A 25,102-nucleotide genomic window follows, 5' to 3' on the forward strand; every position below is an offset into this window, starting at 1 on the left:
CGCGACCTAGGGTGACCGGTGTGACGCAGTCTGCCTACCTCCGATACCCCCATGTCCAGGGCGATTCGATCGCCTTCACCGCCGAGGACGATGTCTGGCTGGCGCCGCTGGACGGCGGCCGAGCCTGGCGCGTCTGCGCCGACAACCGGCCGGTCGCCGGCCCCCGGATATCGCCCGACGGAACCCGGGTCGCCTGGACGACCACCCGGGACGGCGCCCCCGAGGTGCACATCGCACCTGCCGGCGGCGGCCCCTCCGAGCGGCTCACCCACTGGGGTGACGCACGGACCGCCGTGCACGGCTGGACGCCCGAGGGCGAGGTGCTGGTCATCAGCGCCCAGGGGCAGGCCTCGTTCCGGCGCACCTGGGCCAGGGCCCTCCCGGTCGACGGCGGACCCGCCCGGACCCTGCCGTACGGGCCGGTCGGCTCGCTCGCGTACGGGCCCGGCGGCCGGGTCCTGCTGCTCTCGGTCACCATGGGGCGCGAGGCCGCCGCCTGGAAGCGCTACCGGGGCGGCACGGCGGGCAAGCTGTGGATCCAGCGGGATTCCCCGGCGGACGGCCCGGCGGAGTTCGTACGGCTCCACGCCGACCTCGACGGGAACATCGAATGCCCGATGTGGGTGGGCGAGCGGGTCGCCTTCCTCTGCGACCACGAAGGCGTCGGCGCGGTCTACTCCTCGCTCCCCGACGGCACCGACCTGCGCCGCCACACCGGTATCGACGGCTTCTACGCCCGCCACGCGTCCACCGACGGCACCCGCGTCGCCTACGCCTCGGCCGGTGAACTCTGGCTGCTGGACGACCTCGGGGGCGACGGGCCCCGCCGCGTGGACATCCGGCTCGGCGGCCAGCGCGCCGACCTCCAGCCGCACCCCGTGCACGCCGCCGCCCACCTCGACGCCGCGTCCCCGGACCGCACCGGTCGCGGCAGCGCCGTCGGGACACGCGGCGCCGTCCACTGGGTCACCCACAGCGGTGGCCCGGCCCGCGCGCTCGCCGTGGAACCGGGCGTGCGGGCGCGGCTGCCGCGCACCTTCCAGGCCGACGGCGACCAGCACGTCGTCTGGGTCACCGACGCCGAGGGCGACGACGCCCTGGAGTGCGCACCCGCCACCGGAACCGCCCCCGGCGCCGTACCGCGCCGCCTCGCCGCAGGCCGTATCGGCCGGGTCCTCGACCTGACCCCGGCCCCCGACGGGAGCCGGTTCGCCGTCGCCGCGCACGACGGGCGGATCCTGATCGTCGAGCGGGAGAGCGGCGAGGTCCACGAGGTGGACCGCAGCGAGCACGGCGAAGCCTCCGGCCTCGTCTTCTCGCCCGACTCCTCCTGGCTGGCCTGGTCGCACCCCGGGCCCGAGCCGCTCAGCCAGCTCAAGCTCGCACACCTCGCCGATCTGTCGGTCACCGAGGCCACCCCGTTGCGCTTCCGGGACTTCGCCCCCGCGTTCACCGGCGACGGCAAGCATCTGGCGTTCCTCTCCGAGCGGTCCTTCGACCCGGTCTACGACGCCCATGTCTTCGACCTGGCGTTCATCGGTACCTGCCGTCCGCACCTGCTGACACTCGCCGCCACCACGCCCTCCCCGTTCGGACCGCAGCGCCACGGCCGCCCGATCGAGAAGAGCGGCGGCGAGGGCGACCAGGACAATCCGACGGCACTGCCCGTCACCCGGATCGACCTCGAAGGGCTCGCCGACCGGATCGTGCCGCTGCCCGTCGAGGCCGCCAGCTACTCCACGCTGCGCGCCGCGAAGGACGGACTGCTGTGGCTGAGCCACCCGGTGACGGGGGTACTCGGCACCAGCGGCCCCACCCCCGACGCCCGGCAGCCCGAGACCGTCCTTGAGCGGTACGACCTGGAGAAGCTGCGCTGCGAGCAACTCGCCACCGGCGTCGATGACTTCGCGGTCAGTGGCGACGGCAAGCGGATCGTCGTGCAGACCCGGGGCAAGCTGCGCGCCGTACCGTCCGACAGCCATGTCCCGGCCGATGACGACGACGGCGGCAGCGACGGCGGCATCACCGTCGACCTCTCCCGGATCCGGCGGATCCTCGAACCGGCCGCCGAATGGCGTCAGATGTACGACGAGGCCGGACGCCTCATGCGGGACAACTACTGGCGACCCGACATGGGCGGCCTCGACTGGGCCGGGGTCCTGGACCGATACCGCCCGGTGCTGGAGCGGGTCGCCACCCACGACGACCTGATGGACCTGCTCTGGGAGGTGCAGGGGGAGCTCGGTACCTCGCACGCCTATGTGAGGCCGTCCGGCGGCTGGGGCGACGACTCGTCCCGGCAGGGGCTGCTCGGCGCCGACATCTCCCGTACGGACGAGGGCAGTTGGCGGATCGACCGGATCCTTCCGTCCGAGACCTCCGACCCGGACGCCCGCTCCCCGCTCGCCGCGCCCGGCGTTGCGGTGCGCGCCGGGGACGCGATCGTCGCCGTCGACGGCCGGCCGGTCGACCCGGTGACCGGGCCCGGACCGCTGCTCACCGGCTCGGCGGACAAGCCGGTCGAGCTGACCGTCTCGCCGGTCGACGGCGGTGACCTCCGCCATGTCGTCGTCGTACCGGTCGCGGACGAGGAGGCGCTGCGCTACCACGACTGGGTCGCCGACCGGCGGGCCTACGTCCACGAGCACTCCGGCGGACGCCTCGGCTACCTCCACGTCCCCGACATGGTCGGCTCGGGCTGGGCGCAGCTCCACCGCGACCTGCGGATCGAAGTGGCCCGCGAGGGGCTGGTCGTGGACGTCCGGGAGAACCGGGGCGGCCACACCTCGCAGCTGATCGTGGAGAAACTCGCCCGTCGCGTCGTCGGCTGGGACCTGCCGCGCGGCCGGCGGCCGTTCAGCTACCCGCAGGACGCGCCGCGCGGCCCCGTGGTCGCCGTGGCCAACGAGTTCTCCGGCTCGGACGGCGACATCGTGAACGCCGCGATCAAGGCGCTGGGCATCGGGCCGGTCGTCGGCACCCGGACCTGGGGCGGTGTGGTCGGTATCGACAGCAAGTACCGGCTGGTGGACGGGACATCGGTCACCCAGCCGAAGTTCGCGTTCTGGTTCGAGGGCTACGGCTGGGGCGTGGAGAACCACGGGGTCGATCCCGATGTCGAGGTCGTGGTGACACCGCAGGACCATGTGGCGGGCCTGGACCCGCAGTTGGACGAGGCGATCCGGATCGCGCTGGAGTCGCTGGCCGGGACGCCGGCGAAGCGGGCACCGGGGCTGCCGGGGCTGCCGGAGGCGTAGGGGCAACGGGCCCTTCCCGTGTCCGGGGGCTCCGCCCCCGGACCTCCGCTCCTCAAACGCCGGAGAGGCTGGGTTCCAGGTTCGGAAGGGGACGGTTCCAGGTTCGGAGGGGGCGGGTTCCAGGTCCCGGGAGGGGCTGATCGCCGGGTGCTCGGGAAGGGCGGCAGGGGACAACGCCCGCCGCGGACGGCCCGATAGCATGCCGTACAACGATCACCACCACCGTCACCAGCTACCGAGGAGCCACCCCATGGCAGGAGAACCGCAGCCCGACTGCCTGTTCTGCAAGATCGTCTCGGGTGAGATCCCGGCGACCATCGTCCGCGAGACCGAGACCACCGTGGCCTTCCGGGACATCAACCCGCAGGCCCCCACTCACGTACTCGTCATCCCCCGCGTCCACCACCCGGACGCCGCCGCGCTCGCCGCCGCCGAGCCCGGCATCGCCGCCGACATACTGCGCGAGGCCGGGCAGGTGGCCGCCGACGAGAAGATCGTGGACACCGGCTACCGGGTCGTCTTCAACACCGGCGCCGGCGCCGGCCAGACCGTCTTCCACGCGCACGCCCACGTCCTGGGCGGCCGCGGACTTCAGTGGCCCCCCGGCTAGAGCGGTCCGCACACCGTGTCCGTACGCGAACTCGTGGTCCTCGGCACCGCCAGCCAGGTCCCGACCAGGCACCGCAACCACAACGGCTACCTGCTGCGCTGGGACGGCGAGGGCATCCTCTTCGACCCCGGTGAGGGCACCCAGCGCCAGATGCTGCGGGCCGGTGTCGCCGCGCACGACATCGACCGGATCTGCGTCACGCACTTCCACGGCGACCACTCGCTCGGCCTGGCCGGGGTGATCCAGCGGATCAACCTCGACCAGGTCCCGCACCCGGTCACCGCGCACTACCCGGCGAGCGGGCAGCACTTCTTCGAGCGGCTGCGGTACGCCACCGCCTACCGCGAGTCCGTCGAGCTGACCGAGGCACCGGTCGCCGCCGACGGGGTGCTCGCCACCACCGACGCGTACACGCTCAGCACCCACCGGCTCTCGCACCCCGTCGAGTCGTACGGCTACCGGCTCGTCGAACCCGACGGGCGTCGCATGCTGCCCGCGAAACTGGCCGAGCACGGCATCGAGGGGCCCGACGTCGGCCGGATCCGGCGCGAGGGAGCAATCGGCGGCGTCTCGCTGGACGACGTCTCCGAGATCAGGCGCGGCCAGCGGTTCGCGTTCATCATGGACACGAGGCTCTGCGACGGCGTGCAGGCGCTGGCCGACGGCTGCGACCTGCTGGTCATCGAGTCGACCTTCCTCGACGAGGACGAACGGCTCGCCACCGACCACGGCCATCTGACCGCCGGACAGGCGGCCCGGGCGGCCCGGGACGCGGGAGTACGGCACCTCGTGCTGACGCACTTCTCGCAGCGGTACGACGACCCGGCCGCCTTCGAGACCCAGGCCCGTGCGGCGGGCTTCGAGGGCGAACTGACCGTCGCCCAGGACCTCAGCCGTATCCCCGTGCCCACCCGGCACCTCTGAACACACCAGCACCACACCAGCACCACCGTCTGTGAGCGTGAAATACCCGTGCCCCTTCCCAAAGCCGAACTCCACCTGCACATCGAAGGCACCCTCGAACCCGAGCCGGCCTTCGCGCTCGCCGCGCGCAACGGCGTCCAGCTGCCGTACGCGGACACCGAGGAGCTGCGCACCGCCTACCTCTTCGACGACCTGCAGAGCTTCCTCGACCTGTACTACGCGCTGATGGCGGTGCTGCGGACCGAGCAGGACTTCGAGGAACTCGCCGACGCCTACCTCGCCCGCGCCGCGGCGCAGGGCGTCCGGCACGCGGAGATCTTCTTCGACCCGCAGGCGCACACCGCCCGCGGCGTCCCGATCGGCACCGTCGTCGAGGGGCTCGGCCGGGCGCTGGACCGCAGCGAGGAGAAGCACGGCATCTCCACCCAGCTGATCATGTGCTTCCTGCGCGACGAGTCCGCCGAGTCCGCACTGGAGACCCTGGAGGCGGCGAAGCCGTATCTGCACCGGATCAGCGCGGTCGGCCTGGACTCCGCGGAGGTCGGCCACCCGCCCGTCAAGTTCCGCGAGGTGTACGAGGCGGCCGGGGCGCTCGGCCTGCGCAAGGTCGCCCACGCCGGCGAGGAGGGCCCGCCCGAGTACATCCGGGAGGCGCTGGACGTCCTCGGGGTCGAGCGCATCGACCACGGACTGCGCTGCATGGAGGACCCGGAGCTGGTGGAGCGGCTGGTCGCGGACCGGGTGCCACTCACCCTCTGCCCGCTGTCCAACGTACGGCTGCGCGCCATCGACACCCTGGAGGAGCACCCGCTGCGGGCCATGATGGACGCCGGACTGCTCTGTACGGTGAACTCCGACGACCCCGCCTACTTCGGCGGATACGTCGGGGACACCTTCCACGCCGTCCATGAGGCGCTCGCCCTGGACCGGGAGCGGCTGCGCACCCTGGCCCGCAACTCCTTCGAGGCGGCCTTCCTCGACCACGACGAGGAGCGCAGGGCGCGCTATCTGTCCGAGGTCGAGGCGTACGCGTTCGGCTGACCGGCCCCACCCGCCGGGCCGGCCGTCCGGAACGCGGTCCTGACCGGGCGCCTGCGGCGCACCGGCAGGCTGATCTCCGTGACGGCCTGCTCGGGCGCGCCCAGCCTGGGCACGGCGCCGGGCACCGCGCCCGTGGTGACGGCGAGCAGCGCGGCCGGGGCGCCGCCCCTGCGGCGCACCGATCCAGGCACCAGCGGACGGCCACCGGTGTGCAGGGCGACGGCCGTGACCGGGGCCGCGACCAGCAGCGTCACGGCGCCCAGGACCAGGCCCATGACCGGGTAGCCGGCCTGCTCGGAGAGCAGGCTGCCGAGGACCGGTCCGCAGGCCACCCCGACGGACGAGGCGGAGCCCGCGAGGACCGCCCAGCGGCCGCGTACGTCCAGGGAGGCGGCCAGGCCGATCAGGTATGACAGGACCACGGGATAGACCGTGTTCCAGAGGATCTCGCCGGTCGCGAACTGGCCGAGGTTCCCGGCCGACGAGCTGAGCACGATGCTCGCCGCGATGATCACGGTGCCCAGCCCGATCGGTACCGCCCGGCCGAGCCTGGCGCCCAGCACCCCGGCGCCCATCACCCCGAGCAGACCCGCACCGAGCGCGGCGGCGAACACCGCGCCGATGGTGACCTCGGAGAGCCCGACCCGGTCCACCCCGATCCGGCTGCTGACGCCCCACAGCGCGTTCTGCGCCATCGACCAGACGAGCATGCCGCCCGCGAGCACCAGCCCGGAGCGGCGGTGCGGCAGCCGGCCGGCGACCGGGGCGGCCGGACCGGCCGGTGTGGCACCGCCGAGCCGCGCGGTGGCGGGCCAGACGAGCAGGGCGACCACGGCGATCGAGGCGAACGGCAGCCGGTGGCCGCCGCCGAGGTGCGGGATCGACAGATACAGGGCACCCGCCGTCGCGGAGACGCTGAGCAGCCCGAGCGACGAGGTGCGGTGCGGATCGCGCTGGGCGGCGATGCCCGCGGCGGCCACCGCGGTCGCCGTGCCGGAGCCGAAGCCGCCGATCACCGCGCCCATGACCACCAGCGGCACCGACCCGGCCAGCGCGGCGCAGCCGTACCCCGCCATGGCCAGCACCAGCCCGATCCGGGCCGGCCGCCGCGGACCACAGGTCTCGACCCGGCCCGCCAGCGCGAACCCGGCGGTCGCCGAACTCACCAGCAGGGCACTGCCGACCAGGCCGGCCTGCGCCGTACTGAGGCCCAGATAGACGGAGAGCCGCCCGACGATGGTGGGGAGCAGATAGGCGGCGAGGTAACCGGCGGTGAACACGGCGACCAGAGGCCACGCGGCGCGAGGGCGCGAGGACATGGGCGTTCCTGAGGACATGCCTGAGGCGGCAGAGAAGGCAGGGGAGGGCAATGCGAGAAGAAGGGGGGTAAAGCTGGAAATGCGGGGAATTCGGGCCACTCTTCGGTAACTGTCACCGACTGGGCTCGCGGGCCAATTTGTATCAACTGCGGTCAGTCGACCGAAAGCCACCCCGATGTGATCTGGATCACATATGCGTTTACCCTCCGGGAGCCCGGGTAGAAGCGCATGTTTATGCAGGTCGAAGCCCGCATATGAGGTGCCCGGACGAGCCCTTCGCGGCCGACGGCGCGCACCCTCCGGTTACGGCGGCCCATCGGGCACACTGGCCAGATCTGCCACGACCGGGGAGCGCAAGGTGAGCACGGACATTCCAGCGGACATTCCGGGTATCGACCCACTGGACGGGCTGCGCGCCCCGCAGGACCCGGACTGCGACGTCTTCCTCACCGGCACGGTCTTCCTCGACATCATCTTCACCGGCCTGGACAGCGCCCCGGTGCGCGGCACCGAGTCCTGGGCGCGCGGCATGGGCTCCAGCCCCGGCGGGGTCGCCAACATGGCGACCGCCCTGGCGAGACTGGGGCTGCACACCTCGCTGGCCGCCGCGTTCGGCGACGACCACTACGGGGAGTACTGCTGGGACGCCCTCGAACAGGGCGAGGGCATCGACCTGTCCATGTCGCACACCGTCCCCGGCTGGCACTCGCCGGTGACCGTCTCGATGGCGTACGAGGGCGAGCGGACGATGGTCTCGCACGGCCACGAGGCACCCGGCCCCGCGGTCCCCGCCGGGGAACCCGCGTTCCCGTGCTGTCCGCCCCGCGCCCGAGCCGCCGTCGCCTCGCTCGCGCCCGGCCGCAGCGAGCCCTGGGTCGCCACCGCGGCCCGCAACGGCGCCCGGATCTTCGCCGACGTCGGCTGGGACGACACCGGCCGCTGGGAGCTGGACGCCCTCACCGACCTGGAGCACTGCCAGGCCTTCCTGCCCAACGCCGAGGAGGCGATGCGCTACACCCGCACCGACTGCCCGCGCGCCGCCGCCCACGCCCTGGCCGAGCGCGTGCCGCTCGCCGTGGTCACCCTCGGCGCGGAGGGCGCCTACGCGGTGGACTCGGCGACCGGGGCGAGCGCCGAGGTGCCCGCGATCGAGGTCGAGGCGCTCGACCCCACCGGCGCGGGCGACGTCTTCGTCGCCGGTTTCGTCACCGGAACCCTGGCCGACTGGCCGCTGGCCGACCGGCTGGCCTTCGCCGGACTGACCGCGGCCCTCTCCGTCCAGGAATTCGGCGGATCGCTCTCGGCGCCCGGCTGGGCGGAGATCGCCGCCTGGTGGCAGCAGATCCGCACCTTCGCCGACCAGGACCCGGCCGCGCTCCAGCGGTACGCCTTCCTGGACGAGCTGCTGCCCGCCGCCGCCCGGCCCTGGCCGCTGCGCCGGGCGGTCCCCACGATCGGATTCCGCCACCCCGCCTGACCGGCGGACGCGCCCGCCACTTCGCGAGCCTGTGCGAAAAAGCCCTCGGTGTTGTCGGTGCGGAGTCGTAGGCTTGGTAATCCGAGAGGTTGTCGATCGGCGAGAACCTTGCAATGGGAGGAATGTGCAGGCCACAGAGCCGGCCCATGACTCAGACACCCACAGCCCAGTCCCCTGCGCCGAGGCAGGCGCGAGCCCATTTCACCGTCCCCGCCAACCATCCGATGGTGACCGTTCTGGGCTCCGGTGACGCCTTGTTGCGCGTGATCGAGACGGCCTTCCCGGCGGCCGACATCCACGTCCGGGGAAACGAGGTCAGCGCCGCCGGAGACGCGACGGAAGTCGCGCTGATCCAGCGCCTGTTCGACGAGATGATGCTGGTGCTCCGCACCGGTCAGCCGATGACGGAGGACGCAGTGGAACGCTCGATCGCCATGCTCAGGGCGACTGAGAACGGCGAGGGGGACGGCGAGGAGACGCCGGCCGAGGTGCTCACCCAGAACATCCTCTCCAGCCGCGGTCGCACGATCCGCCCCAAGACGCTCAACCAGAAGCGGTACGTCGACGCGATCGACAAGCACACGATCGTGTTCGGCATCGGCCCCGCCGGTACCGGCAAGACCTATCTCGCCATGGCGAAGGCGGTCCAGGCCCTGCAGTCCAAGCAGGTCAACCGGATCATCCTGACCCGCCCCGCCGTCGAGGCGGGCGAGCGGCTCGGCTTCCTGCCCGGCACGCTCTACGAGAAGATCGACCCGTACCTGCGGCCGCTCTACGACGCGCTGCACGACATGCTCGACCCCGACTCGATCCCGCGGCTGATGGCGGCGGGCACGATCGAGGTGGCGCCGCTGGCCTACATGAGGGGCCGGACCCTCAATGACGCCTTCATCATTCTCGACGAGGCGCAGAACACCAGCGCCGAACAGATGAAGATGTTCCTGACCCGGCTCGGCTTCGACTCGAAGATCGTCATCACCGGTGACGTCACCCAGGTCGACCTGCCGAACGGCACCAAGAGCGGTCTGCGTCAGGTCCAGGAGATCCTGGACGGCGTCGAGGACGTGCACTTCTCCCGGCTCACCTCCCAGGATGTCGTCCGGCACAAGCTCGTCGGCCGTATCGTCGACGCGTACGAGAAGTACGACAACCGAGACAGCCACCAACGGAAGCAGTAACAGCGCACCATGTCGATCGACGTCAACAACGAGTCCGGAACCGAGGTCGACGAGCAGGCGATCCTCGACATCGCCCGCTACGCGCTCGCGCGGATGAGGATCCACCCGCTCTCCGAGCTCTCGGTGATCGTGGTGGACACCGACGCCATGGAACAGCTCCACATCCAGTGGATGGACCTCCCGGGCCCGACCGATGTCATGTCCTTCCCGATGGACGAGCTGCGTCCGCCGGCCAAGGACGACGAGGAGCCCCCGCAGGGGCTCCTCGGTGACATCGTGCTCTGCCCGGAGGTCGCCAAGAAGCAGGGCGAGGACGCGGAGACCGGGCACTCCATGGACGAGGAGCTCCAGCTCCTCACGGTCCACGGAGTGCTGCACCTCCTCGGGTACGACCACGAGGAGCCGGACGAGAAGGCCGAGATGTTCGGTCTCCAGGCCGCGATCGTCGACGGCTGGCGCGCCGAGCACGGCCTGACCGGGCCGTCGCCCGCCCCCACCGTCTCGTGAGCGTTCCTCTCGTTCTCGGGGCCGTTCTGCTGGTCGTCGTCGGCTGGCTGGCGGCCTGCGCGGAGGCGGGCATCGCCCGGGTCTCCAGCTTCCGGGCCGCCGAGGCGGTCCGCTCCGGGCGGCGCGGCAGCGGGAAGCTGGAACAGGTCGCGGCGGACCCGACCCGGTATCTCAACGTCGCCCTGCTGGTGCGGGTCGCCTGCGAGATGTCGGCGGCCGTGCTCGTCACGTACGCCTGTCTGAAGGAGCTCCCGGAGACCTGGGAGGCGCTGGCCGTCGCCATGGGCGTGATGGTCCTCGTCTCCTACGTCGCCATCGGCGTCTCGCCGCGCACCATCGGCCGCCAGCACCCGCTGAACACCGCCACCGCCGCGGCGTACGTCCTGCTGCCGCTGGCCAGGGTCATGGGCCCGATCCCGCAGCTGCTGATCCTCATCGGCAACGCGCTGACGCCGGGCAAGGGGTTCCGCAAGGGCCCGTTCGCCAGCGAGGCCGAACTGCGCGCGATGGTCGACCTCGCCGAGGCGGAGTCGCTGATCGAGGACGAGGAGCGCCGCATGGTGCACTCCGTCTTCGAGCTCGGCGACACGCTGGTGCGCGAAGTCATGGTGCCGCGCACGGACCTGGTCTGCATCGAGCGCTACAAGACGATCCGGCAGGCGCTGACCCTGGCGCTGCGCTCCGGCTTCTCGCGGATCCCGGTCACCGGGGAGAACGAGGACGACATCGTCGGCATCGTGTATCTCAAGGACCTGGTCCGCAAGACCCACATCAACCGCGAGTCGGAGGCCGACCTGGTCTCCACCGCGATGCGGCCGGCGTCCTTCGTGCCCGACACCAAGAACGCCGGCGACCTGCTGCGCGAGATGCAGCAGGAGCGCAGCCACGTCGCCGTCGTGATCGACGAGTACGGCGGCACGGCGGGCATCGTCACCATCGAGGACATCCTCGAAGAGATCGTCGGCGAGATCACCGACGAGTACGACCGCGAACTCCCGCCGGTCCAGGAGCTGGGGAACGACTGCTTCCGGGTGACCGCGCGCCTCGACATCGGCGACCTCGGGGAGCTGTTCGGCCTCGACGAGTACGACGACGAGGACGTGGAGACCGTCGGCGGACTGCTGGCCAAGGCGCTGGGGCGGGTCCCGATCGCCGGGGCCTCGGCCGTCGTCGACCTCCCCGACGGCCGCCGGCTGCGGCTGACCGCGGAGTCCCCGGCGGGCCGCCGCAACAAGATCGTCACGGTGCTGGTGGAGCCCGTGCCGGCCCGGGGGGAGGACGAGGGATGACCCCGCAGCAGCTCAGGGCGTTCTGCCTGGAGTTCAACGCGAGCGCCGAGGAGTTCCCGTTCGGCCCCGAGATCTCGGTCTTCAAAGTGCTCGGCAAGATGTTCGCGCTCAGCACGCTGGACGCCCGGCCGCTGACGGTGAACCTGAAGTGCGATCCGGACGAGGCGGTGCGGCTGCGGGAGAAGTACGACGCGGTGGTGCCGGGCTGGCACATGAACAAACGTCACTGGAACACGGTGACGGTGTCCGGGGTGCCGGACCGGTTGCTCCGCGAGCTGATCGAGGACTCCTACGACCTGGTGGTGGCGGGACTGCCGAAGGCGCAACGGCTCCGGCTCGACCGGCCGTAGGCGGTGCGCGGGCGGGTGCGCCCGGTTCGTATGCTCGGCACATGACTGAGAGCACCGACCTCGGCGCCGAGGACCGCAAGATCGTCACGCTGGCGCGCAGCGCCCGCGCCCGCAACGGTGTGCCGGAGGGCGCGGCCGTACGGGACGAGACCGGACGTACCTATGTCGCCGGCACCGTCCGGCTGGAGTCGCTGAAGCTCAGCGCGTTGCAGACCGCCGTGGCGATGGCCGTGGCCAGCGGAGCCACCTCGCTGGAGGCGGCCGCGGTCGTCTCCGAGGCGCAGACCCCGTCGGACGAGGACCGTGCCGCGGTACGGGACCTGGGCGGCCCGGACACCCCCGTCCTGCTCGCCGGGCCCGACGGCACCCTGCGGATCAGCGTGACGGCCGGCTGACGGCAGATGCGGTCGAGCGGCTGGCGGCGGGCGTGGTCGAGCGGCCGGTGACGGACGCGGTCGAGCGGCTGGCGGCGGACGCGGTCGAGATCTCTCCGGCACAGGGATCTTGACAGCATCTGATGGACCATCAGTCGGTGCATTTCGCTGCCATTGACTTCTTTTCGGCCGGAGCCGTCAATGGGCCCCCGTCGGCGCGGAGAGCCGCTGCGCCGCATCCGCAGGAGGGGGCTCCATGCGTCCGACCGACCGAAGAATCAGCATGCGAAGATCCGGCGCCCGGGGGCGGCCCGGACACCGCCGCCGCTGGGCCGCCGCGCTGGGCGTGGGCGCGCTCGTCGTGGCCGGGGGAGGGGTGCTCGCGGGCCCCGCGCAGGCCACGGTCACCGCCTCGGTGCCGGTGGACTTCCCCACCCACTGCATCCCGCCGGCCATCGCGGGCATCCCGCCGATCGACGGGACGACGAAGGCCTCGATCACCGTCGACAACGCCGCCCCGAAGGTGGGCGACACGGTCACCGTGACGTACACCGTCGTCGAAGCGGCCGCGAGCAACCCGGTCGATCTGGCACTGCCCGCCGACATCATGACGCCGACCGGCAAGGTCACCGTGGGCGGTGCGCAGAGCACGAGCGTCACCGTCGCGGGCCCCAAGAAGAACGATCCGGTACCCGGCAAGGGCACCTTCCCGTCGTTCTCGATGACCGGCACCTTCACGGTCACGGCGCCCGGCTCGATCACCCTGTCGCCCGGCGACTACAACATCCACACCAGCTACATCATGGAGCTGGACACCCCCTGCACGGTGACGGACCCGCCCGCCCCCGTCTCCGAGACGATCATCGCGACGGACGACGGCGGTCAGGTCAACGAGCGCGCCATCCAGCTCGGGGCCGCGTCCGGCAAGGCCGGCGACGAGGTCACCGTCACCGGGTCGAAGTTCACCCCGGGCGCGGACGTCACCCTCGCCGGCCGGGCCGGTGACACCCGGACCGCCGACACGGCCACCGTGAAGGCGGACGGCTCCGGCGGCTTCAGCGGCCGGCTCACCGTCAGCGACCCGGCGACCACCGGCATCGTCGCCTACGAGGGCGGCGCCTGGGACCCGGCCAAGGGTGCGGGCCCGCAGGCCTACACCGTCACGGGTGGCGGCGGCGAGATCCCGGACGGCAGCCAGAGGCTCAACACCTCCATCGAGGCGGGCACGCTCTCCATGCTCCAGGCCGGGGACACCGTCGAGATGTCGGCGGTCGACTTCGGCCGGGGCGGCGCCTCCCGCGGCTCCCTGCAGACGGTGACGGTCGAGGACTTCCGCGGCGGCCCCGCGGGCTGGTCCCTGACCGGCAAGGTCACCGACTTCCAGGGCCCCGGCGGCGCGACGATCGGTGCCTCCGCACTCGGCTGGACCCCGGTCTGCGCGACGAAGCCCGGAAGCCCGAGCACCTGCGCGGCGGGCTCCGCGGGACCGGTCGGCAGCGCGGGGGCCACCCTGGCGTCCACACCGAACGGGACCTTCACGGGCGGCGAGTTCACCGTCGACGCCCGGCTCGCGCTGAACGTACCGGCGTACACCGCCCCCGGCGCGTACTCCGGCGTGCTCACCCTCACCCTCACGTGACCGAGCGCTCCCGAGCAACCGGCGGACCGGGCGCGCACCCGCCCGGACCGTCCGTCCCGACCACCACCCGGGGGTTCTGAACCGTGCGCCACATTCACGTACTGCTCCTGGCCGGCGTCCTCCTGCTGATCGGCGCGCCGGCGGCCGACGCCGCGGACAACGGCAGCTGGTCGGTCTTCCCGGCCACCGCACGGGCCGGCCAGCGCCCGTACTTCTACCTCTCGGCCGACCCCGGCGCCACGCTCCACGACAAGGTCACCGTCACCAACAAGACGGACCGGCCGCAGACCTTCCGGCTCTACGCCGCCGACGCCTACAACACCGCCCGCGACGGCGGCTTCGCCGTCCGCACCCGCGACGAGAAGCAGAGCTCGGTCGGTGCCTGGGCGAGGACCGGCCGCGACCGGGTCACCGTGCGGCCGCACGGCTCGGTCACCGTCCCGGTCACCATCGCCGTGCCCGAGAACGCCGAACCGGGCGACCACCCCGGCGCGCTCGTCGCCCTGGACGAGCGCATCGACCCCGCCGACGCCGGTGCCGTCGCCGTCGGCGTCCAGAAGGCGGTCGGCGCCCGGATCTATCTGCGGGTCAACGGTCCGACCATGCCCGCGCTCTCCGTGGACGACGTCCGGGTCGAGCACAGCCAGCCCCTGGTCCCCGGCACCGGGAAGAGCCGGGCCGTGATCTCGTACACGCTCCACAACCGGGGCAATGTCACCCTCAGCCCCAAGGTCGCCCTCAAGGCCGAGGGCCTCTTCGGCCGCACCCTGCTCGCCCGCGACCTGAAGAGGATCCCCTCCGAACTGCTGCCCCGCCAGCAGGTCCGGCTGACCGAGCAGTGGGCCGGCGCGCCCCAGCTGGAATGGGGCGAGATCCGGCTGACCGCGAGCGCCCGCGAGACCCGGGAGTCCGCCACCGCCTCGTACTTCGCGCTGCCCTGGCTGGTCGCCGGGATCCTGCTGGTGATCGTCGGCGGGGGCACGGGGATGTGGATACGGGCCCGCCGGGGCCGCACCCGCACCGCCTGAGACGACATCCGACAGGCCCCGCCGCGGCCCTTGGTGCGGCGGGGCCGCCGGGATCGGGGACAATGGGCGCCATGAGCGTTCGACCTGACACAGATGCCGCCGCGCAGCAGGCCGCGGGCAAAGCCCCCCACCGGGCCGGTTTCGCCTGCTTCGTGGGCCGCCCCAACGCGGGCAAGTCCACCCTCACGAACGCTCTGGTCGGCCAGAAGGTGGCGATCACCTCCAACCGGCCGCAGACCACCCGGCACACCGTGCGCGGCATCGTGCACCGTGACGACGCGCAGCTGATCCTGGTCGACACCCCCGGCCTCCACAAGCCGCGCACGCTGCTGGGCGAGCGTCTCAACGACGTCGTACGGACCACCTGGGCCGAGGTCGACGTCATCGGCTTCTGCCTGCCGGCCGACCAGAAGCTCGGCCCCGGCGACAAGTACATCGTCAAGGAACTCGCGGGCATCAAGAAGACCCCGAAGATCGCCATCATCACCAAGACCGACCTGGTCGACTCCAAGCAGCTCGCCGAACAGCTGCTGGCCGTCTCGCGCCTCGGCGAGGAGCTCGGCTTCGAGTGGGCGGAGATCATCCCGGTCTCCGCGGTCAAGGACACCCAGGTCGGTCTGCTGGGCGACCTGATCGCCCCGCTGCTCCCCGAGAGCCCGCCGCTCTACCCGGAGGGCGACCTCACCGACGAGCCCGAGATGGTCATGGTCGCGGAACTGATCCGCGAGGCCGCGCTCGAAGGCGTACGGGACGAGCTGCCGCACTCCATCGCGGTCGTCGTCGAGGAGATGCTGCCGCGCGAGGGCCGCCCGGCGGACAAGCCGCTGCTCGACATCCACGCCAACGTCTACATCGAGCGCCCGAGCCAGAAGGGCATCATCATCGGCCCGAAGGGCAAGCGGCTGAAGGACGTCGGCACCAAGTCCCGCAAGCACATCGAGGCGCTGCTCGGCACCCCGGTCTTCCTGGACCTCCATGTGAAGGTCGCGAAGGACTGGCAGCGCGACCCGAAGCAGCTGCGCAAGCTCGGCTTCTGAGTTCGGCCCGGTCCGGCGGCCGGAGGGCGGCGCAGCTGCCCGAGGCCGCTGAGGCCCTCCGGGCCGAGGGGTGTGAGGGTGACCGTGGGGACGGGCCCCGAAGCAACTGCGCAAGCTCGGCTTCCGAGCTGTGCCCGGTCCGGCGGCCGGAGGGCGGCGGCGGGGACGGGCCCCGAGCAGCAGCGCGGGCTCGGCTTCCGAGCCGGGCTACCGGGAGACCGGTCTCACGCGCCCTCCTTCAGGACGCGTGAGACCAGTGCCCGCTGGGCGTCGGTCAGCCTCGGGTCCGCGCAGTGGACCGTCCGGTCGCCGACCGTGATCGCGTACCGGAAGCCGTCCGGCACACCGCCGGGCGGGGTGTCGTGCCCCGCCGCGAGCGCCGTCTCGGCCAGCGCCTCCCACTCCGGCGCATCGGCCAGCCCGGAGGTGTCGACCTCGCGGCGGCGTGCGATGCCGGCGAAGCCGCCGGTCCTGCTGACCTGGATCCGCATGTGCTGTCCTCCAACGCCGGGCGGGCCGGCCAAGGGGCCGGAACCGCGTCATGCGGTCGGAACGCCCACCTCCGACCACGCCTTCAGGACAGCCTCGGCCTCGTCGCCCTCGCCGAAGCGGCTGCGGGCGGCGGCGACCGTCAGCCGGGCGAAGTCCGCGAAGTCCGCGTCCACGGCCAGTTGACCACCTGTGAGCACATCGAACCAGAGCTGCCCGGCCCGCTCCCACGCATTGCCGCCGAGCGCCGTCGCCAGCAGATAGAACGCGCGGTTCGGAATGCCCGAGTTGAGATGCACCCCGCCGTTGTCCTCGCTGGTGTGGACGTAGTCCTCCATCGAGGCCGGCTGCGGGTCCTTGCCCAGCACGTCGTCGTCGTACGCCGTGCCCGGTGCCTTCATCGAGCGCAGCGCGACGCCCTGGACGTGGGGCGCGAGCAGCCCGGCGCCGATCAGCCAGTCGGCCTGGTCGGCGCTCTGGCCCAGCGTGTACTGCTTGACCAGGGAGCCGAAGACGTCGGACATGGATTCGTTGAGCGCGCCGGACTGGCCGTAGTAGCTCAGATTGGCGGTGTACTGGGTCAGGCCGTGGGTCAGCTCGTGGCCGATCACATCGATGGCGACGGTGAAGTCCAGGAAGATCTCCCCGTCCCCGTCGCCGAAGACCATCTGCTCGCCGTCGAAGAAGGCGTTGTTGTACTTCTCGTCGTAGTGCACGGAACCGATCAGCGGCAGTCCGTTGCCGTCGATCGAACGGCGGCCGTACGCCTTGAGCAGCAGTTCGAAGGTGGCGCCGAGCCCCGCGTACGCGCGGTTGACGCTCGCGTCCTTCGTCGGGTCCTGGCCCTCGGAGCGGACCTTGGTGCCGGGCAGCTGGGTGCCGTTGCGGCAGTCGTACAGGACGCGCTCGGGCTTGTCGGACACCTCCCCGTCGGACGCGGGGGCGACGGGCACGGTGACGACCGTGGCCATCTGGCGGCGGGTGCGGCGGGCCGCGTCGCCCTCCAGGGTGCGACGGGAGGGCCCGGCGAGATCGGGGTTGTCGGACTGCGACAGCCTGTCGAGGACATGAGGCGGCACGATCGTGCAGAAGACCGGGCGGAAGCCGTGCGGTGACTGAGAGTGCATACAACCGACTGTGGCAGCAGGTAACCGCGATGTCACTGGTTGCGATCAGGATTGACGAAATGGAGTGATCGATCACGGTTGGGCGTTTCCTGCGCCCGGTCCCGCATACTGATACGGGACCGACGCATCAGGCACCTCTCGGTTAGTCTCGTCGCATCATGCGTTTCGGGCTGCTTCTTCTTAGCTGCCGCGGCGAGGGCCTGTAGTCGTAGGCCGACCCCCTCCCCGCGGAGTCTGGTGTTGCAGCGACACAGTCGGCCGTCCCACCTGGTTGGACCCCGAGGAGCCGTACGCCATGACCGCCGCAAATCCCGCTCAGTCCCCCGCTGAAGCCGCTGTCGGCCGCCCGACGCCGGTCACCAACGCGACTCGGCTGCAGAAGCCGTCCGGGATGCCGATCCACAAGTACGGCAGCTACGAGGCCGTCGAGATCCCCGACCGCACCTGGCCGGACAACCGGATCACGGTTGCGCCCCGCTGGCTCTCCACCGACCTGCGCGACGGCAACCAGGCCCTGATCGACCCGATGTCGCCGGCCCGCAAGCGCGAGATGTTCGATCTGCTGGTACGCATGGGCTACAAGGAGATCGAGGTCGGCTTCCCGTCCTCCGGCGAGACCGACTTCGCGTTCGTCCGCTCCATCATCGAAGAGGGCGCGATCCCCGAGGACGTGACGATCTCCGTCCTGACACAGGCCCGCGAGGACCTGATCGAGCGGACCGTCGAGTCCATCGTCGGCGCCCGCCGCGCCACCGTGCACCTGTACAACGCGACGGCACCCACCTTCCGCCGGGTCGTCTTCCGCGGCTCCAAGGACGACATCAAGCAGATCGCCGTGGACGGCACCCGGCTGGTCGTGGAGTACGCGGAGAAGCTGCTGGGCCCGGAGACGACCTTCGGCTACCAGTACAGCCCCGAGATCTTCACCGACACCGAGCTGGACTTCGCCCTGGAGGTCTGCGAGGCGGTCTGTGACGTCTGGCAGCCCGAGGAGGGGCGCGAGATCATCCTCAACCTGCCCGCGACCGTGGAGCGTTCGACGCCGTCCACGCACGCGGACCGGTTCGAGTGGATGTCGCGCAACCTGTCGCGCCGCGAGTTCATCTGCCTGTCGGTCCACCCGCACAACGACCGCGGCACCGCCGTCGCCGCCGCCGAGCTGGCCGTCATGGCCGGTGCGGACCGGGTCGAGGGCTGCCTGTTCGGCCAGGGCGAGCGCACCGGCAACGTCGACCTGGTCACCCTGGGCATGAACCTGTTCTCGCAGGGCGTCGACCCGCAGATCGACTTCTCGCAGATCGACGAGATCCGCCGCACCAGCGAGTACTGCAACCAGATGGAGGTCCACCCGCGCCACCCCTACGCGGGCGACCTGGTCTACACCGCCTTCTCCGGCTCCCACCAGGACGCCATCAAGAAGGGCTTCGACGCCATGGAGGCCGACGCGGCCGCCCGGGGGAAGACGGTCGACGACATCGAGTGGGCGGTGCCGTACCTGCCGATCGACCCGAAGGACGTCGGCCGCAGCTACGAGGCCGTCATCCGGGTCAACTCGCAGTCCGGCAAGGGCGGAATCGCCTACGTCCTGAAGAACGACCACAAGCTGGACCTGCCGCGCCGGATGCAGATCGAATTCTCCCGGATCATTCAGGCCAAGACGGATGCCGAGGGCGGCGAGGTCACGCCGACGCAGATCTGGTCCACGTTCCGCGACGAGTACCTGCCCAGCCCGGAGAACGCCTGGGGCCGCGTACAGATCCGCACCGGCCAGACCACCACCGGCTCCGACGGCAAGGACACGATCACCGTCGAGGCGACCGTGGACGGCGCGGACACCGTGCTGACCGGTACCGGCAACGGACCGATCTCCGCGTTCTTCGAAGCACTGCAGGCCATCGGCATCGACGCCCGGCTGCTGGACTACACCGAGCACACCATGAGCGAGGGCGCCAGCTCCCAGGCCGCCTCGTACATCGAGTGCGCGATCGACGGAAAGGTCCTGTGGGGCATCGGCATCGACGCCAACACCACCCGGGCCTCACTGAAGGCGGTCGTCTCCGCGGTCAACCGCGCCACCCGCTGATCCGGCGCCCGCGAGGGCGCTCCGCCGCACGGCCGAGGACCCCGTCCACCCGCTTCCGGGGGGCGGGGTTCGGCCATCTCCGGGCGGTTGTGACGAGCGAGGTACTGACGTCGCATCGCGACTGTGGTTAACATCACGTCCACACGGCAATGTTGCCGGAGGGGCACCTCCCGTGCTTTTAGGGCTACGGGGGAGTTACGGAGGTGTGCGACGTGCGGTCAGGCATGGGACAACGCGCCATGAAGCTGCGTATCTGCGGCATCCGCACCGTCTGGGACCCCGTCGGCGACGGCGAGTTCTTCTGCCCCGGCTGCGGCGGCGACCGCAACTACCGCAGGCTCACCGGCCGTCGGCGCTTCGCGGTGCTCGGCGTACCGATGCTGCGGCGCGGCACCGTCGGCCCGGTCGTCGAATGCGCCGCCTGCCACGAGCACTTCGGCACCGACGCGCTCGACCACCCCACCACCACCCGGCTCTCCGCCATGCTCCGGGACGCCGTCCACACCGTCGCGCTCGGCGTCCTCGCGGCCGGCGGCACCACCTCCCGCACAGTGCTGGAGACCGCGGCCACCATCGTGCGCGGCGCCGGGTTCGACGACTGCACCGAGGAACAGCTCTGCACCGTCGTCGAGGTCCTCGCCGCCGACACCGGCCACGGCTCCGCCTTCGACCCCGCGGCCGACGCGTGCGGAGCGGCCCTCGCCATCGAACTGCACGAGGCACTGGAACCCCTCGGCCCGCACCTCGCCCCCGCCGGACGCGAATCGATTCTGCTCCAGGGCGCCCGGATCGCGCTCGCCGACGGACCGTACGGGCAGGCGGAGCGCGAGGTGCTGACCACGGTCGGCGGCGCGCTCCAGCTCTGCGCCCAGGACACGGCCCGGCTGCTCGCCGAGGCGGCGCGCACGCCTTCCTGAGCCCCGGCCCCGGCCGCCCTCCCCGTACCGGACAATGGACGCATGAGCTTGTTCCGGGACGACGGCGTGGTGCTGCGCACGCAGAAGCTGGGCGAGGCCGACCGGATCATCACGATCCTGACCCGCGGCCACGGCCGGGTGCGCGCCGTCGCGCGCGGGGTGCGCCGCACGAAGTCCAAGTTCGGGGCCCGGCTGGAACCCTTCTCCCACGTCGACGTGCAGTTCTTCGCCCGGGGCAGCGAACTGGTCGGCCGCGGTCTGCCGCTCTGCACCCAGAGCGAGACGATCGCCCCGTACGGTGGCGGCATCGTCACCGACTACGCCCGCTACACCGCAGGCACCGCGATGCTGGAGACCGCCGAGCGGTTCACCGACCACGAGGGCGAGCCCGCGGTCCAGCAGTACCTGCTGCTCGTCGGCGGGCTGCGCACCCTCGCCCGCGGCGAACACGAGCCGCATCTCATCCTCGACGCGTTCCTGCTGCGCTCGCTGGCCGTCAACGGCTACGCGCCCAGCTTCGAGGACTGCGCCAAGTGCGGAATGTCCGGACCGAACCGGTTCTTCTCGGTCGCGGCGGGGGGCGTCATATGCGGCGACTGCCGGGTGCCCGGCAGCGTCGTACCCTCGGCTGAGGCCGTCACACTGCTGAGCGCACTGCTCAGCGGCGACTGGGAGACGGCGGACGCGTGCGAGGCGCGTCATGTCAGGGAGGGGAGCGGACTGGTGTCCGCCTATCTGCACTGGCATCTGGAGCGCGGGCTGCGCTCACTGCGGTACGTAGAGAAGTGACACGGGCACATCAAGCACAGGCAGATCAGGCACAGGGAGCGAGACAGTTCATGGCAGTACGCGGGATGCTCGGCGGCCGTAACCGGCGCGACTACAAGACCCCGGAGCCGCACCCCTCCGGTGCCACGCCCCCGAAGATCCCCGGCGAGCTGGTGCCCAAGCACGTGGCCGTCGTGATGGACGGCAACGGCCGCTGGGCCAAGGAACGCGGCCTCCCGCGCACCGAGGGCCACAAGGTCGGCGAGGGCGTCGTCATGGACGTGCTCAAGGGCTGCATCGAGATGGGCGTGAAGAACCTCTCGCTGTACGCGTTCTCCACCGAGAACTGGAAGCGGTCCCCGGAGGAGGTGAAGTTCCTGATGAACTTCAACCGGGACGTGATCCGCCGCCGCCGCGACGAGATGGACGAACTGGGCATCCGCATCCGCTGGGTCGGCCGCATGCCCAAGCTGTGGAAGTCCGTCGTCCAGGAGCTCCAGGTCGCCCAGGAGCAGACCAAGGACAACGACAGGATGACGCTGTACTTCTGCGTCAACTACGGCGGCCGGGCCGAGATCGCGGACGCGGCGCAGCGGATCGCCCAGGACGTCGCGGCCGGGAAGCTCGACCCGTCCAAGGTCAACGAGAAGACCTTCGCGAAGTACATCTACTACCCGGACATGCCGGACGTGGACCTCTTCGTCCGCCCCAGCGGCGAGCAGCGCACGTCCAACTACCTGATCTGGCAGAGCGCCTACGCCGAGATGGTCTTCCAGGACGTGCTCTGGCCGGACTTCGACCGCCGTGACCTGTGGCGGGCCTGTCTGGAATTCGCCCAGCGGGACCGGCGCTTCGGCGGCGCGGTGGAGGCCGGTACCGCGGATCCGGCCGTCTGACCCTGCCGTTACGATCCCGCCCCATGACAACTCAGGGGCGGGAACCGGAAGGGGTCGTGGTCGAGCCGGCGTACCAGCCGACCACGGCCGATTTCGCGGAGGCGTTGAACGCCCGCGCGAAGATCAGCAGAAGTGGCCGTATGCAGCGCGAGCTGCTGATCCTGATGCCGGCGCTGGCCGTGCTGATGGGCATCACGATCGCGAGCGGCCGGCACGGCCCGGGGGCGCCCGTCTGGGTGGGGCTCGTCTTCGTGGTGCTGGCCGTGGTCCTGACGCCCTGGCTCCGGGCCCGGCAGCTGTACGGGTTCGCCGTGCGTCAGGGCACCTGCCGCACGGTGGTGCGCGAGACCGGCATAGAAGTGACCACGGACCACAGCACCACGACCGTCCGCTGGCCGATGGTGCCCCGCTACCGGGAGACTCCGCAGCTCTTCGTGCTGTTCAGCGGCGACAAGCAGGCCACCGGGATCACCATGGTGCCCAAGCGCGGCCTGCGCGGGCCGGAGGAACTCGACCGGCTGCGGAGCGTGCTCGACCGCAACGTGCAGAGGCTCTGAGACGGGTGCGGGGCCGGGAACGCCGGCCCCGCACCGTCACTTCTTCGCGGCCGCGCACTCCGCGCAGGTGCCGAAGATCTCCACCGTATGGGCGACGTTCACATACCCGTGCTGGGCGGCGATCGTCTCCGCCCACTGCTCCACCGCGGGCCCCTCGACCTCCACGGCCTTGCCGCACATCCGGCACACCAGGTGGTGATGGTGCTCGCCGGTCGAGCAGCGGCGGTACACGGACTCGCCGTCCGTGGTGCGCAGCACGTCGACCTCCCCGGCGTCGGCCAGGGACTGGAGGGTGCGGTAGACGGTGGTGAGCCCGACCGAGTCGCCGCGGTGCTTGAGCACGTCGTGCAGCTCCTGGGCGCTGCGGAACTCGTCCACCTCGTCGAGCGCCGCCGCCACCGCCGCCCGCTGCCGGGTCGACCGGCCGCGTACCGGAGCCGCGTTCGTTCCACTGATCGGCGCCGTCGCCACAGCAGCCTCCTCGTGTCGCCCGTACTTGTGTCGGGCCATTGTGCCAGCCCGCCCGGGCGTCACGGTCAGATCCGGAGCTCGTCCGGGGCCGGACGGGTGGCCGGTACTTCCAGGGTGCACTCCTCGGACGCCGCTTCGCTCCGGCGGGCGCGGCTTCTGGCCAGCGGGGCCGCCAGCAGCGTCAGGGCGACGAAGACCCCGATGGCCAGCAGCACGATCGTCGCGCCGGGCGGGACGTCCTGGTAGTACGAGGTGACGGTGCCGGCCAGGGTCACCGCCGTGCCGATGACGACCGACAGCACGAACGTCACCTTGAAGGACCGGGAGATCTGCTGCGCGGCCGCGACCGGAACCACCATCAGGGCGCTGACCAGCAGCAGCCCGACGACCCGCATCGCGACGGTGACGGTCACCGCCGCCGTCACGGCGACCAGCAGGTTCAGCGCGCGCACCGGCAGCCCGGTGACCCGGGCGAACTCCTCGTCCTGGCTGACCGCGAACAGCTGGCGGCGCAGCCCCAGCGTCACCAGCAGCACGAAGGCGGCCAGCACACAGATCGAGGTGATGTCCTCGGAGGAGACCGTGGACAGGGAGCCGAAGAGGTACGAGGTGAGGTTGGCGTTGGACCCGGTGTCGGAGAGATTGATCAGCAGCACACCGCCCGCCATGCCGCCGTAGAACAGCATGGCCAGCGCGATGTCGCCGCGGGTGCGTCCGTACCAGCGGATCAGTTCCATCACGACGGCGCCGGCGACGGCGACCGCCGTGGCCATCCAGACCGGGCTGGTGGAGAGCAGGAAGCCGAGGCCGACACCGGTCATCGCGATGTGGCCGATGCCGTCGCCCATCAGGGCCTGGCGGCGCTGGACGAGGTAGATGCCGACGGAGGGCGCGATGACGCCGACGAGCACGGCGGCGAGCAGGGCCCGCTGCATGAAGGGGGGGTCGAGGAATTCCATGGTCAGCTCAGCAGTCCCGTCCGGACGGGCTCGGAGGCCGCGTGGGGGTGTACGTGGTCGTGTCCGGGCAGCGCGTGCTGACCCAGGGCCTCGGGCGGCGGCCCGTCGTGCATCACACAGCCGTCGCGCAGCACGATCGCGCGGTCGATCAGCGGCTCCAGCGGGCCGAGCTCGTGCAGCACGAGCAGCACCGTGGTGCCGGCCGCGACCTGCTCGCGCAGGGTCGCGGCGAGGATCTCCTGGCTGGCCAGGTCCACGCCGGCCATCGGCTCGTCCATGATCAGCAGCTCGGGTTCGGCGGCCAGCGCGCGGGCGATCAGCACCCGCTGGTGCTGTCCGCCGGAGAGGGCGTTCACCGAGTCCCCGGCGCGGTCGGCGAGGCCGACGAGCTCGATGGCCCGGTCGACGGCGGCCCGGTCGGCCCTGCGGAGCAGGCCCAGCTTCGTACGGGACAGCCGTCCGGAGGTGACGACCTCGCGGATCGTGGCGGGGACGCCGCCGGCCGCCGTGGTGCGCTGGGGCACGTAGCCGATCCGCGCCCAGGAGCGGAAGCGGCGCAGCGGGGTGCCGAACAGCTCGACGGAGCCGCCGCCGAGCGGGACCTGGCCGATGACGGAACGTACGGCGGTCGACTTGCCGGAGCCGTTGGCGCCGAGCAGGGCGGCGACCTCGCCGCGGTGGACGGTCAGGTCGATGCCGCGCAGCACCGGACGCGCGCCGAGGGTGGCGGTGGCGCCCCGCACGGCTATCACGGGGTCGGTCGTGGTGCTCCCGGTCTCGGGCATGTGCGCCTCCGATGCTGCTG

24 protein-coding genes are annotated in these 25,102 nt (G+C 71.6%); 18 read left to right on the top strand and 6 right to left on the bottom strand.

The genetic code is table 11. The features are described from left to right. Window positions 1-20: 20 nt before the first annotated feature. From ACGF8B_RS28205 to ACGF8B_RS28220, 4 genes are all read left to right on the top strand, one after another. Window positions 21-3,257, top strand: coding sequence for a S41 family peptidase (locus tag ACGF8B_RS28205; protein ID WP_392743976.1), 3,237 nt, complete (start codon window positions 21-23; stop codon window positions 3,255-3,257). A gap of 250 nt (window positions 3,258-3,507) precedes the next feature. After that, window positions 3,508-3,867, top strand: a complete 360-nt coding sequence (locus ACGF8B_RS28210) for a histidine triad nucleotide-binding protein (protein ID WP_124717777.1) — start codon at window positions 3,508-3,510, stop codon at window positions 3,865-3,867. A gap of 15 nt (window positions 3,868-3,882) precedes the next feature. Continuing rightward, on the top strand, window positions 3,883-4,791 hold the full coding sequence (locus ACGF8B_RS28215; protein WP_392743980.1) for a ribonuclease Z: 909 nt from the start codon (window positions 3,883-3,885) through the stop codon (window positions 4,789-4,791). 48 nt (window positions 4,792-4,839) lie between these two features. Then, the gene (locus tag ACGF8B_RS28220; protein WP_392743982.1) at window positions 4,840-5,832 is read left to right on the top strand and encodes an adenosine deaminase; all 993 of its coding nucleotides are present in this window, start codon (window positions 4,840-4,842) and stop codon (window positions 5,830-5,832) included. Here ACGF8B_RS28220 and ACGF8B_RS28225 read toward each other — a convergent pair. Further along, entirely contained in the window at window positions 5,796-7,151 is a 1,356-nt protein-coding gene (locus ACGF8B_RS28225) for an MFS transporter (protein WP_392743985.1), read from the bottom strand. The genes ACGF8B_RS28220 and ACGF8B_RS28225 overlap by 37 nt on opposite strands. Window positions 7,152-7,521: 370 nt before the next feature. Between ACGF8B_RS28225 and ACGF8B_RS28230 the strand changes: the two genes are divergently transcribed. The 9 genes from ACGF8B_RS28230 (at window position 7,522) to era (ending at window position 16,030) form a co-directional block, all read left to right on the top strand. Further along, the gene (locus ACGF8B_RS28230; protein ID WP_392744621.1) at window positions 7,522-8,628 is read left to right on the top strand and encodes a carbohydrate kinase family protein; all 1,107 of its coding nucleotides are present in this window, start codon (window positions 7,522-7,524) and stop codon (window positions 8,626-8,628) included. Window positions 8,629-8,774: 146 nt separating this feature from the next. Beyond that, window positions 8,775-9,806: a PhoH family protein gene (locus tag ACGF8B_RS28235; RefSeq protein ID WP_342282346.1), complete on the top strand. Its 1,032-nt coding sequence runs from the start codon at window positions 8,775-8,777 to the stop codon at window positions 9,804-9,806. 9 nt (window positions 9,807-9,815) lie between these two features. Beyond that, window positions 9,816-10,313, top strand: coding sequence for an rRNA maturation RNase YbeY (gene ybeY / locus ACGF8B_RS28240; protein ID WP_124717782.1), 498 nt, complete (start codon window positions 9,816-9,818; stop codon window positions 10,311-10,313). Beyond that, window positions 10,310-11,602, top strand: coding sequence for a hemolysin family protein (locus ACGF8B_RS28245; RefSeq protein WP_392743989.1), 1,293 nt, complete (start codon window positions 10,310-10,312; stop codon window positions 11,600-11,602). The genes ybeY and ACGF8B_RS28245 overlap by 4 nt, the downstream gene beginning before the upstream one ends. Further along, on the top strand, window positions 11,599-11,952 hold the full coding sequence (locus ACGF8B_RS28250; RefSeq protein WP_392743992.1) for an MmcQ/YjbR family DNA-binding protein: 354 nt from the start codon (window positions 11,599-11,601) through the stop codon (window positions 11,950-11,952). The genes ACGF8B_RS28245 and ACGF8B_RS28250 overlap by 4 nt, the downstream gene beginning before the upstream one ends. A gap of 41 nt (window positions 11,953-11,993) precedes the next feature. Further along, a complete protein-coding gene (locus ACGF8B_RS28255) occupies window positions 11,994-12,347 on the top strand; it encodes a cytidine deaminase (protein ID WP_342282343.1) in 354 nt (117 codons plus the stop codon). 262 nt (window positions 12,348-12,609) lie between these two features. Continuing rightward, entirely contained in the window at window positions 12,610-13,965 is a 1,356-nt protein-coding gene (locus tag ACGF8B_RS28260) for a beta-xylosidase (protein WP_392744624.1), read from the top strand. An 83-nt stretch (window positions 13,966-14,048) separates the two neighbouring features. Continuing rightward, a complete protein-coding gene (locus ACGF8B_RS28265) occupies window positions 14,049-14,993 on the top strand; it encodes a WxL protein peptidoglycan domain-containing protein (RefSeq protein ID WP_392743995.1) in 945 nt (314 codons plus the stop codon). Window positions 14,994-15,055: 62 nt separating this feature from the next. Continuing rightward, window positions 15,056-16,030, top strand: a complete 975-nt coding sequence (gene era / locus ACGF8B_RS28270; protein WP_124717787.1) for a GTPase Era — start codon at window positions 15,056-15,058, stop codon at window positions 16,028-16,030. A 224-nt stretch (window positions 16,031-16,254) separates the two neighbouring features. On the opposite strand, the gene ACGF8B_RS28275 is transcribed toward era, so the two are convergent. Together ACGF8B_RS28275 and ACGF8B_RS28280 are read right to left on the bottom strand one after the other, a co-directional pair. After that, complete coding sequence (locus ACGF8B_RS28275; protein WP_392743999.1) at window positions 16,255-16,521, bottom strand: protealysin inhibitor emfourin; 267 nt, start codon at window positions 16,519-16,521, stop codon at window positions 16,255-16,257. 48 nt (window positions 16,522-16,569) lie between these two features. Beyond that, complete coding sequence (locus tag ACGF8B_RS28280; RefSeq protein ID WP_392744001.1) at window positions 16,570-17,646, bottom strand: M4 family metallopeptidase; 1,077 nt, start codon at window positions 17,644-17,646, stop codon at window positions 16,570-16,572. 295 nt (window positions 17,647-17,941) lie between these two features. Here ACGF8B_RS28280 and leuA point away from each other — a divergent pair, with 295 nt between their 5' ends. The 5 genes from leuA to ACGF8B_RS28305 all read left to right on the top strand — a co-directional run bounded on the left by leuA (window position 17,942) and on the right by ACGF8B_RS28305 (window position 22,867). Next, complete coding sequence (gene leuA, locus ACGF8B_RS28285) at window positions 17,942-19,729, top strand: 2-isopropylmalate synthase (protein WP_392744003.1); 1,788 nt, start codon at window positions 17,942-17,944, stop codon at window positions 19,727-19,729. Window positions 19,730-19,968: 239 nt separating this feature from the next. After that, entirely contained in the window at window positions 19,969-20,646 is a 678-nt protein-coding gene (locus ACGF8B_RS28290; RefSeq protein ID WP_392744005.1) for a TerB family tellurite resistance protein, read from the top strand. A 42-nt stretch (window positions 20,647-20,688) separates the two neighbouring features. Further along, window positions 20,689-21,435, top strand: coding sequence for a DNA repair protein RecO (recO, locus tag ACGF8B_RS28295; protein WP_266915942.1), 747 nt, complete (start codon window positions 20,689-20,691; stop codon window positions 21,433-21,435). Between the two features lie 50 nt (window positions 21,436-21,485). Next, window positions 21,486-22,310, top strand: a complete 825-nt coding sequence (locus ACGF8B_RS28300) for an isoprenyl transferase (RefSeq protein WP_392744008.1) — start codon at window positions 21,486-21,488, stop codon at window positions 22,308-22,310. Between the two features lie 23 nt (window positions 22,311-22,333). Continuing rightward, complete coding sequence (locus ACGF8B_RS28305) at window positions 22,334-22,867, top strand: YcxB family protein (protein ID WP_392744011.1); 534 nt, start codon at window positions 22,334-22,336, stop codon at window positions 22,865-22,867. 36 nt (window positions 22,868-22,903) lie between these two features. On the opposite strand, the gene ACGF8B_RS28310 is transcribed toward ACGF8B_RS28305, so the two are convergent. From ACGF8B_RS28310 to ACGF8B_RS28320, 3 genes are all read right to left on the bottom strand, one after another. Further along, window positions 22,904-23,338: a Fur family transcriptional regulator gene (locus tag ACGF8B_RS28310; protein ID WP_392744014.1), complete on the bottom strand. Its 435-nt coding sequence runs from the start codon at window positions 23,336-23,338 to the stop codon at window positions 22,904-22,906. 65 nt (window positions 23,339-23,403) lie between these two features. Next, window positions 23,404-24,297 carry a metal ABC transporter permease gene (locus ACGF8B_RS28315; protein ID WP_392744017.1) on the bottom strand — a complete coding sequence of 298 codons (894 nt, stop codon included), beginning with the start codon at window positions 24,295-24,297 and terminating at the stop codon, window positions 23,404-23,406. A 2-nt stretch (window positions 24,298-24,299) separates the two neighbouring features. Next, window positions 24,300-25,082 (bottom strand): metal ABC transporter ATP-binding protein, encoded by a 783-nt coding sequence (locus ACGF8B_RS28320; RefSeq protein ID WP_392744019.1) that lies wholly within the window; start codon window positions 25,080-25,082, stop codon window positions 24,300-24,302. Between the last annotated feature and the right edge of the window lie 20 nt (window positions 25,083-25,102).

Source organism: Streptomyces sp. NPDC047917 (assembly GCF_043204345.1).
Classification (GTDB): Bacteria; Actinomycetota; Actinomycetes; order Streptomycetales; family Streptomycetaceae; genus Streptomyces; species Streptomyces sanglieri.